Genomic DNA, 13,467 nt, shown 5'->3' with positions numbered 1-13,467 from the left:
ACATAATAATAGGCGGTGAAACAATATGACAGAAATCAGATATGAAGGAATAGCCAACAAGAACTGCCCTAATTTAGAGCGGTATTTAGTATCCAGTAAGCGGGCGGTTCCAGCGATGTTAATTTTTCCAGGTGGATCATATGAAATGCGAGCAGAACATGAAGGAGAACCTGTAGCGAAGTGGTTGAATAGTATTGGTATTGCAGCGTTTATAGTCAATTATCGGGTAGCACCGTACCGACACCCGGTTCCTTTAGAGGATGCAAAATGGGCGATTCGAATGGTTCGTCACCGTGCGGAGGAGTGGGGAATTGATCCTAATCGTGTAGGTGCGATGGGCTTCTCGGCGGGCGGGCATTTAGCTTCGACGCTTGCGACACATATAGAGGATGGTCAGCCCGATGCGTCAGATCCGATGCATCAGTATAGTACACGGCCAGATGTGTTGGTACTCGCTTATCCAGTGATTACGATGCGAGCACAAACACATAGCGGAAGTCGTCAAAATTTGCTAGGTGAGGCACCGAGTAAGCAGCAGATTTTGGAGCTTTCGAGTGAGTTACATGTGAGCAATCATACGCCACCAACATTTTTATGGCATACGGAAAATGATGCTTCGGTACCCGTGGATAATAGTTTTATTTTTGCGGCGGCGCTTCAGAGACATCAGGTTCCTCATTCGATTCATACTTTTGAGCGAGGAGAGCATGGATTGGGTTTGGCGCAGTGGAATCAAGAAGCGCGAATTTGGCCGAAATTGTGTGAAAATTGGTTGAAAGTGCGAAACTTCATTTAATTTTCTCTGAAACAGTGGTACAATTTTAGAGGAGAGTTAATTTATGAGGAGGCAATATTTTGGGTAAACGCACTTTTTATTTTGTACGTCACGGTAAAACCGAATGGAACTTGGCTAGAAGAATGCAGGGATGGGGCGATTCACCGTTGATTGAAGAAGGCATTAATGGTGCGATTGCAACTGGTGAGGCGCTTTCAGATATCGATTTCACTGCTGTATATTCTAGCCCAAGTAAGCGGACTGTAGATACAACTGGTTATATAATTGGTGATCGAAATATAGATGTAACAACGCTTGATGGACTTCGCGAAATGAGTTTTGGTATTTGGGAAGGCGAGCGTTTTATTGATATTACAGCAAATTATGGTGAGGAATACGCGATGATGCTGGATAATCCAGAATACTATAAAGCGGAGGTTAGCCAAGGTGAAACTTATCATCAAGTGAAGGAACGTACAAAATTAGCGATAGAGCAGATTTTAGAGGAGCAATCGGAGGGCAATATCTTGGTTGTTTCGCATGGCATGGCGTTACGCGTGTTGATTTTTGTGGCTTTACAGGAGGCGGATTTACAGACGCACCGCACGGAGACACCGCATTTATTAAATACAGGAATTACCGTCGTAGAGTATGAAGATGGCGAATTCCGAGTGCTTAAAGCGAATGATATCTCTCATCTTGAGGGAATAGTTGAAGGAGTTTAGATAATGATAAAACTAGTAGCAATCGATATAGATGGCACATTACTCAATGATAAGCACGAGATTACGCCGGAGGTTCACGCTGCGATTCACAAAGCAAAAGGATTAGGTGTGAAGGTTGTTTTGTGCACGGGTCGCCCAATCACAGGTGTTCAGCAGTATTTGTCAGATTTGGAATTGAAGCGTGAAGGCGATTATGTGATTACGTTTAATGGCGCGATGGTACAAGATACGTTTACGAAAGAGGTTATTTCTCATCTGACGCTTGATCATGCGAGTATTTTAGATATATATAATATGAGCCAAGAAGTCGGTTTGCATATGCATTTTAACGATATGAAGAATCTATATACGCCGAACCGCGATATCGGAAAGTATACAGTTTATGAGGCTCAAATGACGAACACACCACTATTTTACAAACCGATGGATGAGGTTCCTGAGGATGTGATGGTTTCTAAGGCGATGTTTATCGATGAGGAAGAAGTCTTAGCACCAGCGATTGCAAAAATTCCAGCAAGCTTCGGCGAAAAATATAACTTGGTTCGTAGCGCACCATACTTTCTAGAGGTTTTAAATCCTGAGGCTAGTAAAGGAAATGCGGTGCACAGTTTGGCGCAAAAGCTTGGCATTAAGCAGAGTGAAGTGATGTGCATTGGTGACCAGGAGAATGATTCGACGATGATTGAGTACGCAGGTGTTGGCGTTGCTATGGAAAATGCGATTGATAAAATTAAGGAGATGGCTGATTTTATCACACTTTCTAATGAAGAGAGCGGCGTGGCACATGCGATCAATAAATACGTTTTGAAAGGCTAGACGTGGCTGAACTAGCTGTACTTGATACAAGTTGCGTTCCGGACAATGCAACACCTGAAAAAGCCAAAGAAGTCATTCATCGCTGTCCAAGTGGAGCTCTTAAATATAGTGCGAAATAGGAGGTTATTGATGATGGAATTTGTTCAAGGTGAAAATCGTTTTTTCAAGGAAGATGAGAATGGTAAATTGATTGCGGAGGTAACTTGGGTTCCGAGTGGGGATACACTTGTTATTTTGGATCATACATTTGTTGATGAGAGCCTTCGCGGGCAAGGAATTGCTTCGCAGCTAGTTGAGAAAGTTGCAGATACCATGCGTGCAGAAGGTAAAAAAATTAACCCGACTTGTCCGTTTGCGAAAGCGGAGTTTAAACGTAAGCCTGAAAAATATAATGATATTAAAGCATAAAGAAGTGAGACCCGTTTGCAAATCTGCGCGGGTTTTTCAATATTTCCCGGGAAATATTGATCTTCCGACTACCAATTTAAAAGAATATACTTTAAAATGAAGGCGTAGACATTTTACCTAAATGGAGGTTTTAATAATGGAGCATAAACAGCATACAGCTTTTCCGAAAGATTTTTTATGGGGTTCTGCCTCAGCGGCGTATCAAATTGAAGGTGCTTGGGACGCGGATGGCAAAGGCCCTTCTGTCTGGGATAATTTTGTGAAAATTCCTGGTACGACATATGAAGGTACGAATGGTGATGTGGCGGTGGATCATTATCATCGCTATAAGGAAGACGTGAAGTTGATGGCGGATGCTGGCTTGAAGGCGTATCGTTTTTCAATTGCTTGGAGCCGTATTTTCCCGACTGGTAAGGGTGCGGTGAACGAGGCTGGTTTGAAGTTTTATGATGACTTGATTGATGAGTTGTTGAAGTATGATATTGAGCCGCTTGTGACGCTGTACCATTGGGATATTCCGCAAGCGTTGATGGACGAGTACGGTGGCTGGGAATCGCGCCAAGTGGTGGAGGATTTCACGAATTACTCGGTGGCATTATTTAAGCGTTACGGAGATCGTGTGAAGTATTGGGTTTCCTTGAATGAGCAGAATATCTTTGTTTCGCTTGGTTATTCGATGGCGCTTCATCCGCCGAAAGTGACGGACGATAAGCGGATGTATCAGGTGAATCATATTGCGAACTTGGCGAATGCGAGTGTTATCAACGCGTTCCATGAGATCGTGAAGGATGGAAAAATTGGTCCGAGTTTCGCGTACACGCCATTTTATCCGGTCGATACGGATCCGAAAAATGTCCTTGCTGCGGAGAATGCGGAAGATTTGAACGGCTATTTCTGGATGGATATGTATGCGTGGGGCGTGTATCCGAAGGCGGTTTGGCGTTACTTGGAAGAGAACGATTTAGCACCGACGATAGAGCCTGGCGATATGGAATTGCTCGCGTCTGCGAAACCAGATTTCATGGGCTTGAACTATTACCAATCAGCGACAGCGGCACATAATCCACTGGATGGCGTTGGTCAAAGCAACACGTTCAACACGACTGGTAAAAAAGGAACGGCGGAGGAGACTGGGATTCCTGGTCTGTATAAGAAAGTGAAGAATCCGTATGTGAAAACAACCGATTGGGATTGGACGATTGATCCTGATGGGCTTCACATCGCGCTTCGTCGGATTAACAGCCGTTACCAATTACCGATTTTGATTACGGAAAATGGTTTGGGTGCTTTTGATAAATTAGAGGACGGGGAAGTTCATGATGCGTATCGGATTGATTATTTGAGCTCACACGTGAGTGCTATTCAAGCGGCAATCGATGATGGTGTTGATATGCTTGGCTATTGCACATGGTCGTTCACAGACCTTCTGAGCTGGTTAAACGGCTATCAAAAACGTTATGGTTTTGTGTATGTCGATCGCGATATTTCTGATGATGCTCCGATGACACGAATTCCGAAAGATAGTTTTTATTGGTATAAGAAAGTGATTGAGACGAACGGGAAAGAGTTGTAAAAGAAAAAAAGTCGTTTTTCCATGTTAGCTTTTTGCTAAGGTGGAAAACGACTCTTTTTTATAAAAATAGAAAAAGCTTAAGCTGATGTGCTACCAGGTGAGAGGTCTTAATGAGCGTTTTCAGCTCTTGTTGAAGAAAATATTTTTGCTGGGAAAAAGTTATATTTTCGGTTGTCCAGGTTATAAATATCGCCTGTACGAGCACCTGTTACGTTCATACTAACATAACGGTTATCACTTCCTGTGGTGTAAGCAATATTTATAATTTTATTCTCTAATTGAGGAGCTGGAATATCTCGAACAGGTTTTCTTTTGGGGTACCAAGAAGGGTCTGTCCATATCTCGTGAAAGACATGAATAACTCTGTCGGGATCTGGCCGCTTTTCTTCCGCTATAATTTCGAAACTAACTAAATAACCAGTACCTAAATTTTCATTGCTACTGCTCAAAATAGCAGGAGAATTATTTGTTATAGCGACTATATCAGCTTTATCGCTTATAGAAATAGTAGAAGATGCTCCGCCGATTGCAGGATTACTCGGTGAACCCTCTACAGTGAGTTTACCCAAGTTATTTCCATCTTTTTCGCCATCAATGGTCATTTTTGCACCATTTTTAGCAGAAATTCCGATACCGTTCGTAGCGACCAATTTATTTTGCTTATCGTCTTGAAGGATAAATGTTACATGTGCACCCTGCTTCACAGTTATTGGTTGAGCACTTCGAATAGAGACCCCGCTCAAGGTAATCGCTGTTGTGGTATCTGGAGAAACTAGGACACTTCTATTTGTTTCATTGTTGCTAGTGATCCTATACTCAATATCATTGGCATTCGTAGTAAAAGTCAAGAGATCATTGGCGAATGTATATCCTTGTCCTTGATCCCCATCTCTTAATTCTGACAAATTAATAGCAATCACTGGGTCTGGATTTGTTTCTATTTCTACCACATTACTTGGTAAGGATCTATTTTCCGAACCAGCCATCGTTTTCACGGTGAAATGGTAAGTTGTTGCTGGGTTAAGATTTTTGGCTGTATAAGTCAAACTATCCCCACTCACAGTTTCAATTAACTTACCGTCTTGATAAATTTCGTATCTTGTCACAACTTCGGGCCTTTCTTCTGCATCCCAAGTAAGAACGGCACTATTTTTGGTGATGTTATCTGCCTGAAGGTTCTTGGGTGCTTTTGGTTTAGTTGTGATGGCTAATTCTTCACTCGGTAGAGAAACATTTCCGGATGCGTCAACAGCCTTCACCGTAAATGAATGTAGCGTAGCGGAGAGCAGGTCATCTGCTACATAAGTGGGCGTTTTGCCATCAACACTTCCAACCAGCCCAAGTGGACTGTAGATTTCATATTTGGATACGCCAACATTATCTGTAGAGCCCTCCCATGTTAGTCGTACACTGCTATCCGTCACATCTGAATGACTCAGATTACCGGGTGGGGTTGGCGGTTCTGTATCTATTAACACTTGAAATTGTTGTGCGGCATTCTGTTCATCTGGATCATGTAACGCAATATTTCGTCCATTTTCAGATAGTTCGTTATCTACTTCCAAAACCTTACCTAGACTTCCGTAGTTCTCTATCAATATCGTATCGTCCGCAGTATCTTTTAATATCCAATATTGTGTATCTTGTTTATCATTACGTAATGTAACAACGCGTGTCGGATTATCTGACATAACACTCCAAACCTCATTCGTCGTTGCATTGACTAATTGATATGCTTTTTTCGAGTCATCATACATTATTTTTATAAATTGTTCACTATCATTGACAAAAGGTTTCAACATAACGTTAGCTCCTGATTGATTGGAATATGAAAGAACTTCCTTAGGAAATGCCTGAGATTCTAGGCGGATAATCTGGCCATGATACGGGTCTAAAGTTTCTGCTGATACAATTGGACTAGCCTCTGATTGGTTGTTTGCGCCTACTCTGGCTACTACATGGTACTGATAAGAGGTTCTGGGTGTTAACTGTACATCTGTATAGGAAGTCGTTGTCCCATCGACTGTTGTGATTAAACGACCATCTCGATAAATGTCATGGTATAGGCTCCCTGTTAGTTTCTCAGAAGAATTCTTGCTCTCCCATTCCAGAGAAACACGTGTCCGCTTCGTATCTACTACCTTTATTCCTTCAACTGGATTAGGAGGGGCCACTACGCTAATATCTAATCCATCATCCAGTGGATTACCTTCTTCGTCCACCGGAATAACAACGAATATGTGTGATATACCAGGCGTTAAAGGAACCTCCTCTGAAGAATTAGATCCACTAACGGGTATAATCCCACCAAATTGCCATCCACTTGAACTCTCAGACCAGTTGAAAATTTGAAATCCTGATGCTGAAATGCCTCCAAATGCATTACTCCAATTAAGCGTTGTACTAGAAGATGAGGTGTTTTCTGTTTTGTCTTCATTTCGATCCTTGTCGTCAACTTCGCTTGTTCTGATGACAATATCGTTACTTCTTGCTGATTCATTGCCGGCTTCGTCCAAAGCAGTCATAGAGTACGTGTATGTTTTTCCTTTTTCTATTGTAAAATCTGTGAAGTAGTTTATGTTTCCTGAAACTGTAAATACCTGCTCTGATGCAGTACCAATACCTTTATTGTCTTTTGTTAATTTGGAAGAAGACTCAATTCTGCGGATTTTAGCTTCTGTAACGCCTACATTATCTGTTGGGCGTGTCCAGTTCATACGAACAAAAGTACTTCCAAGAGAGCTTCCTCTAAAATCCCCTACTAATTCAGGAGGTTGTGTATCTTTCGTTTTGATTTTTAAAGGCTCACTTTTGGCTGATTCATTTTGTGCTTCATCTACAGCGCTCACCCTAAATTCATAATCAGTAAACTGTTCCAAGTCTTCAATATACACTTCAATATTTTCTTGATCCCTTCCTGGTTCAGGCGAAGTCAGATCCCAATTGTCCTTCTCCGTTTCATAGGAATCAACAAGTCGCTCTTCTGGACCTTGATAAATATTATATTTTTGAACGCTAATATTATCCGAGGAGTGATCGAATGTAAATTTCACAGAATCTCCATCTACCTCCAGTTCACGCACGTTTTTTGGTGTTGTTGGAGGGGAAAAGTCAAAAAGATTGTCTAGTAAGCGATTGGTACGAATGACTTCATTTGGAAAACGATTAGCAATGGCTCCATAGGGATGAAACTTTGCCATAAATGCCTCACAGATAAATTCTTCCCAATCTGTCTCTGCGTAATTATCCCTGAGCAAAGATATCAAGCTATCTGATTCTTTAGCTTTTAGCTCCTCGACAGCGTGTACAAATGCTTCTTGTGGCTCAATGTCCTGTTGAAAAATTGGACGATCATCAAAAGAGTCTGTGCTATGAATTGAATAATGGAAAAATTCATGCAAAATAGTAGCGGCGAAATCTTCTAGTAATCGGTCTTCCGTTAGGTATTGACTATAGGTTAATTGCGCAAAGTTTATAGTAGTTTTACTTGCTCGGTCTTGGTCGTTCCAACTTTGGGTAGAGCCGCTAGCTTCTGGATCAAATTCTTGATTAAATAGTGCTTTACGTTCCTCTAAAGTCATATCTGCTGCCCATTTTGTAAATGTTTCTGTGGAAATGACTCCTCCGTTGGTAAAAGTTACATCCCAGCGATCAAAAAGGTCCTCGGATAAGATTTCGCCACGATAGAGACTACCAATAGCTTTATTTGCTACAGTTGATCCTTGTGCAAGAACTAAACCAGCATTTAAGCTAAGCGGTTCTAATTTAATAAGCTCTGATTCGATGCCAAAATTAGCGTTTAACATTTCTCTTATAACTTGGTTTTGATATGCTGTTTGCGTATCTAGCTGACTTCTCGGAATTAATTCAGCTGAAATCTCTATATGTGGACTAAGACCGGGAGTTTTAAAAACGTTTTTCTCTGTGTATAGCAATGTTTTTTCCCGTTGTAGTATAAATTGGGAATCACTTAAGGAGCCTATTCGAGTTACTTTAGTTCCTGCGGGTACCTCTAGTTTTATTTGGATCACCTCGTTCTTAGCTGGATCAAGGGGACGTGGAGATAGGCTTCCTAAAAAATAACCATGATCGATTCCAAATCGGCTGTACCGCAACATGGTCTGGAAAACAGCATCCGTATCTTCTACAAACTGTTGATCATTTATTCCGAAATCTGTAGCGGTAAAATTAGCATAAAGTACAATGTCTTCCGTTGTTGCTGTAATAAAGCTAGTGTCTAAGCTAGCTAGCTGCTCAGGATTTTCGTACAATTCACTTCTATTTAGGTATTTTTTTCGTAATTCATTATTAATGTCTTGAATCATTTGAATATCTTCTTCATTACTAAAAATTCTATCTATTTTCGGGAATTTTTGATTACTCCATTCCAAAGCTGATTTCGGATTATTTGCAGAGCCTAGATCTTTGTTTTCAAGTAATGCAAACATGGTCTCCTTGCTATTTATAAAACTATTAAACCATTTTCCTGATAACGGAAATGTGGGTTTAATTTCTAGTTCTTGTTTTCCGTCATTCGTGGCCCCATGGACTAATGGGGATGACATTACTACTAAGATTACAATTGCTAATTGAATCAAGCTATATTTTTTTAAAAAAAGTATTATTTTTCTCATTTTAGTCCTCCCGTTAACGCGATTTCTTCACCTCAACCGTAATTGTTTGTGCCAAAAAAATTACTATGGATTATATTCATTTAACACCCCAATTCTTCATTTTTTCAAGCTATATTTTTAATGTTCCAGAGAATTCAAAATAATTAGTTGCAATCCTCTTTTTCAAAAATGAGCTTGTTTTATCTCACTTAGACCAAATTTTCCTGACCTTTCATAAAATTTCTAGGCTTTCGTAAGTATGTGAATATTGGTGATGTCCTGCTTTGGTGTTACTAGAATCTCATTAGTATTATACGTTAGTATTAGTAAATGATGCAATCCATAAATATCATTTATCATATATTTATTGAATATTGTAAAATATTTAACTCTTTAGTTATCGGAATATTTGCGTTGGAAGAAGATGGATGTGTTTCTTTTTCTACATATTTCCGCGAAACCAATTTTCTAAAAATAGCCCAATTTTATTTTTGTTAATTTTTAAACAAAGTGGATAACCGTGAAAGCGATGACAATTCAAAGATATCTCTCAAATTGGTATAGACCCCTTACAGTTTGAACCAATTATTTCCGAGGTTTTGCTTCTAAAAGGCACGGGTACTTGCTTACTGTCAGAGCTATTGACAAAAAGTAAAACGCTTGATGAAAGCGTAAACAATGAGGGGGATTTACTAATGATAGATTGGAAGAACACGAAAAAATGGGTAGCAGGCGGAGTTTTGACAGCGGCGGTAGCAGTTGGGGTTTCTTTAACGGGGGGAACGCAAGCTCATGCGGCGGTCGATGATGCCACACCAATGCCTAGCATTCAAGGAAAACAGGTTCTAGTCGGTTATTGGCATAGTTGGAAATCCACGGGCAGAGATGGTTATAAACAAGGTACTTCGGCTGATATTGCGTTAAAAGATGTGAATGCAGCGTATAATGTGATTCCGGTCTCCTTCATGAAGGGCGATGGCGTGAATCGGATTCCGACGTTCAAGCCAGTTGGGTTAACGGATAGCGAGTTCCGCGCACAAGTGGGAGCTTTAAATAAACAAGGTCGTAGCGTGTTGCTTGCGCTCGGTGGTGCGGATGGACATGTGCAACTGCAAACCGGCGATGAGCAAGCGTTCGCCAATGAAATTATTCGCCAAGTAGAGACTTACGGTTTTGACGGTTTAGACATTGATTTGGAGCAAACAGCAATTACGGCTGGGAATAACCAAACAGTAATTCCTGCAGCGCTTAAAATTGTAAAAAATCACTATGCAGCAGAAGGTAAAACATTCCTAATTACGATGGCGCCAGAGTTCCCATATTTGAAACCAGGTGCTGCGTATCAAAGCTATATTACGTCGTTAACAGGTTACTATGACTATATCGCGCCTCAATTTTATAACCAAGGTGGCGACGGTGTCTGGGTGGATGAAACGAACCAGTGGATCGCGCAAAACAATGATACGTTGAAAAAAGAATTCCTATATTACATGGCGGATTCGCTAATTCACGGTACACGCTCGTATTTGCAAATTCCTGCTGACAAATTAGTTATTGGTTTACCTTCTAATAATGACGCGGCGGCAACAGGATATGTGGTTAATCCACAAAATGTTTTCGATGCCTTCAATATGTTGAAAACGGCGGGAACTCCGCTTAAAGGGATCATGACTTGGTCGGCAAACTGGGATGCTGGTAAAAGCAGTGCAGGCGTTTCGTATAACAATGCGTTCGCCAACACTTACGGTCCATTCTTAGGCACAAAATAATAATTAAAATTGGCCGAGTAGTCTTTTGATTACTTGGCTTTTTCTTGTTTCCAGAAAAAAATGTTTGGCTTAAAAGTAGATTTTACGATGATTCTTGGGGTATAGTAGTAAAGCAAAGGTTTTGCAATACGCTTCAGGGGAGGAATGGAATCATGCGTAAATTTTATTTGTATTTTATTTTAGTAATGGGACTTGTAATGATCGGATTGGGGCTTTGGTTTGTATTTAATCCAAGTACGTCGCTTGCAACTTTCACATTCGTAATTGGAATCGTACTATTACTGAACGGTCTAAACGAGATTATTTCTTATTTCAAGGGACGAAAGGTTTTGAAAATATCAAACTGGATTCTTTTGGATGGGGCATTGTCATTTTTGGCGGGGTTAATAATCTTGATCAACAACAATATCGGTGAGAAATTCATCGTGCTTATCTTCGTTATTTGGGTACTTGCTTCGGCAATTCTGAATATCATTATGGCATTCTCGGTGAAGGGCTCCAAAGGCTGGATTTTTATCATGATCATCGGTATTATTGGTGCTGTGATTGCGATTATCTCGCTATTTAGTTCAGCGATTGTTGCTGTGACGGTAGCCATAATTCTAGGCGCGTTCTTTATTTTCCAAGGAATTGCGTGTTTGTTACTGTTTAACGGAATCAGAAAACAAATGCATTAAGAAGTGCAAGGAACCTCTTTGTGACGTGGTCATGGGGAGGTTTTTTTGTGGATTGAATATCTTTTTGGTGTGTGCTAAAATGGAATAGAAAAGGAAGCCATGTTGGTGCACGACTTCCTTAAGTAGAGCCGTTGAAATGACGATGGCCTAATATTTTTTGGAACAGCCATCTATCTCCTCGGGAAAGTGAGTTAGATGGTTATTTTTTGTCTTTATTTAGCGCTGTGATGAGGACAAGTGATACGATGAACATACCAAATTGGAGCGCAATTGTCATCGCTTCAGTAACAAAGGAAGAAAGGATCGAGCGATAATGCAAAAAATAATTATAAATGCAGATGATTTCGGGATGTCAAAAGGGATCAATTATGGCGTGATGGAGGCATATTTGAATGGGGTTGTGAGTTCGACGTTGTTGATGCCGAATATGGAGGCTGCGGAACATGCAGTAAAATTGGCATCGGTAGCGTGTCCAGATCTGTTTATCGGGCAGCATACGAATTTTTTGCTTGGGAAACCATGTTCTGATCCTGCTGAAATTCCTTCGATGGTTGATAAAAATGGGGATTTTTATCGTTCGGCGTATTATAGGAGTGGAAAAGGGCATTTTGTTTATGAGGAAGTTCGCCGTGAAACCATTGCGCAGATGGAGCGATTTCGGGAGTTACTGGGTCATTTTCCGGAGCATATTGATTGTCATGCGGTTGGTGATGAGGTTGTAGATCGGGCGTTTTATGATATTGCGTTGGAATATGGGATTCATACGACACTAAAATATAGTGGGGATAAGGTTTGGCCTTCGTTGCCGGGGTATATGGAAACGGGATTGTTGCTTGAGGTAAATGGTTTGTCGTTTATTGAGGCAGGGACGCATGTGGAGAATTTTTTGCAGGATGATTTTGGTTTGTTGAAGCAGGATTCGGAAAAAGTGATTGAGATGCACTTTGATGCGGGTTTCTTGGATCAGTTTGTGCTAGATAATTCGTCGATGACAACGCCGAGATGTCGGGAGCTCGCGACGCTTTGTGATCCGAGGGTGAAGGCTTGGTTTGAGGCGAATGGCTTTGCGCGGATTAGTTTTGGTGATTTGAAAATGGTATAATGGGATCGGATATAAGTGAGGTGAGCTCAGCGGATGAAACGGTTTTTGATGATTGGCGTTGCGGGTATGGGTGGAGCGCTCTGCCGTTATTTTGTTGGAATGGGCGTTGGTGTTTTCTGGGGAGCTGATTTTCCGCTTGGGACGCTGATTGTGAATTTAAGTGGGTGCTTGGTGCTCGGATTTTTCACGACGTATTTATTTCGGTTGACGATTCTGAATACGGATTTGGTGATTGCGATTGGGACGGGATTTTTGGGCGCGTACACGACTTTTTCGACGTTTAGTTTGGAAACTGTAGGGCTGTTTGAGTCGGGAGAAGCGATGTTGGCGGTTACATATTTGGGGATTAGTTTTTTAGGCGGTAACTTGTTGGCTTGGCTAGGTTTTACGCTTGGTGAACGGCGGTTCGTGCGCAAAAGGGAAGCGACCAAGGAGGGCGATTTGTGATGTGGCTTAATGTGGTTTCTATCGCGATTGGTGCTTTCTTTGGGGCAAATGCTCGGTACTGGCTGTCGACTTGGGTAAAAAGGCGTGTGAAATGGGATTTTCCGATTGCGACATTGATTATTAATTTGGCGGGAGCTTTCATACTAGGATTTGTCGTGCAGTTGCAGCTATCGTTTGATTGGAATTTGCTAGTGACGACGGGATTTTTAGGGGCATTCACGACTTTTTCAACGTTTAAATTGGAAAGTGTGCAGTTACACGCCGAGCAAAAGTGGAAAAAAGTGATTTTGTATCAAGTGGTGACGTATTCGGCGGGCTTGGCTCTGGTCGTTGCGGGAATGTTTTTAGGTTCGATATTATAACAAAGAAGTGTGCGCTATTCGTCATCTAGCGCACACTTCTTTGACTATTTCCAAAAACTGTGTTAATTTCTAAAAGAAGCTAAGACGAGTTGCTAAACACGATGTGACGTAGGATAAGACGCGCTACCTCTTTTGAACTTTGGGGTAGGACGAAAAATTTTGCTTCACACAAATTGAGCGAAAGCGTTTGAAATGAGCAA

General features: G+C 41.2%; 12 protein-coding genes. 11 read left to right on the top strand and 1 reads right to left on the bottom strand.

Annotated elements, in window-relative coordinates; genetic code table 11:
• Nucleotides 1-25: 25 nt before the first annotated feature.
• The 6 genes from HCJ54_RS08200 to HCJ54_RS08175 all read left to right on the top strand — a co-directional run bounded on the left by HCJ54_RS08200 (nt 26) and on the right by HCJ54_RS08175 (nt 4,297).
• Nucleotides 26-796 (top strand): alpha/beta hydrolase, encoded by a 771-nt coding sequence (locus HCJ54_RS08200; RefSeq protein WP_185411642.1) that lies wholly within the window; start codon nt 26-28, stop codon nt 794-796.
• A 59-nt stretch (nt 797-855) separates the two neighbouring features.
• Nucleotides 856-1,500, top strand: coding sequence for a histidine phosphatase family protein (locus tag HCJ54_RS08195; RefSeq protein WP_222712993.1), 645 nt, complete (start codon nt 856-858; stop codon nt 1,498-1,500).
• A gap of 3 nt (nt 1,501-1,503) precedes the next feature.
• The gene (gene yidA, locus HCJ54_RS08190) at nt 1,504-2,316 is read left to right on the top strand and encodes a sugar-phosphatase (RefSeq protein WP_185527314.1); all 813 of its coding nucleotides are present in this window, start codon (nt 1,504-1,506) and stop codon (nt 2,314-2,316) included.
• A 2-nt stretch (nt 2,317-2,318) separates the two neighbouring features.
• Nucleotides 2,319-2,435 (top strand): (4Fe-4S)-binding protein, encoded by a 117-nt coding sequence (locus HCJ54_RS15695; RefSeq protein WP_185411643.1) that lies wholly within the window; start codon nt 2,319-2,321, stop codon nt 2,433-2,435.
• A gap of 10 nt (nt 2,436-2,445) precedes the next feature.
• The gene (locus HCJ54_RS08180) at nt 2,446-2,724 is read left to right on the top strand and encodes a GNAT family N-acetyltransferase (protein ID WP_342354451.1); all 279 of its coding nucleotides are present in this window, start codon (nt 2,446-2,448) and stop codon (nt 2,722-2,724) included.
• Nucleotides 2,725-2,860: 136 nt separating this feature from the next.
• Nucleotides 2,861-4,297, top strand: a complete 1,437-nt coding sequence (locus tag HCJ54_RS08175) for a glycoside hydrolase family 1 protein (RefSeq protein WP_185527308.1) — start codon at nt 2,861-2,863, stop codon at nt 4,295-4,297.
• 107 nt (nt 4,298-4,404) lie between these two features.
• Here HCJ54_RS08175 and HCJ54_RS08170 read toward each other — a convergent pair whose 3' ends face one another.
• Nucleotides 4,405-8,931 (bottom strand): fibronectin type III domain-containing protein, encoded by a 4,527-nt coding sequence (locus HCJ54_RS08170; RefSeq protein ID WP_187137295.1) that lies wholly within the window; start codon nt 8,929-8,931, stop codon nt 4,405-4,407.
• Nucleotides 8,932-9,605: 674 nt separating this feature from the next.
• On the opposite strand from HCJ54_RS08170, the gene HCJ54_RS08165 reads away from it, so the two are divergent.
• The 5 genes from HCJ54_RS08165 (at nt 9,606) to crcB (HCJ54_RS08145) (ending at nt 13,267) form a co-directional block, all read left to right on the top strand.
• Entirely contained in the window at nt 9,606-10,679 is a 1,074-nt protein-coding gene (locus tag HCJ54_RS08165; protein ID WP_185411647.1) for a chitinase, read from the top strand.
• A gap of 152 nt (nt 10,680-10,831) precedes the next feature.
• Entirely contained in the window at nt 10,832-11,356 is a 525-nt protein-coding gene (locus tag HCJ54_RS08160) for an HdeD family acid-resistance protein (protein ID WP_185411648.1), read from the top strand.
• Between the two features lie 313 nt (nt 11,357-11,669).
• Nucleotides 11,670-12,458: a ChbG/HpnK family deacetylase gene (locus HCJ54_RS08155; protein ID WP_187137294.1), complete on the top strand. Its 789-nt coding sequence runs from the start codon at nt 11,670-11,672 to the stop codon at nt 12,456-12,458.
• 33 nt (nt 12,459-12,491) lie between these two features.
• Nucleotides 12,492-12,905 (top strand): fluoride efflux transporter CrcB, encoded by a 414-nt coding sequence (crcB, locus tag HCJ54_RS08150; RefSeq protein WP_187137293.1) that lies wholly within the window; start codon nt 12,492-12,494, stop codon nt 12,903-12,905.
• Nucleotides 12,905-13,267, top strand: a complete 363-nt coding sequence (gene crcB / locus HCJ54_RS08145; protein WP_187137292.1) for a fluoride efflux transporter CrcB — start codon at nt 12,905-12,907, stop codon at nt 13,265-13,267. The genes crcB (HCJ54_RS08150) and crcB (HCJ54_RS08145) overlap by 1 nt, the downstream gene beginning before the upstream one ends.
• Nucleotides 13,268-13,467 lie beyond the last annotated feature (200 nt).

Origin of the sequence: Listeria grandensis (genome assembly GCF_014322885.1) — a bacterium.
Taxonomy (GTDB): domain Bacteria; phylum Bacillota; class Bacilli; order Lactobacillales; family Listeriaceae; genus Listeria_A; species Listeria_A grandensis.
Note: the sequence above shows the minus strand (reverse complement) of the source record. Positions and strands in the feature narration are given on the sequence as shown.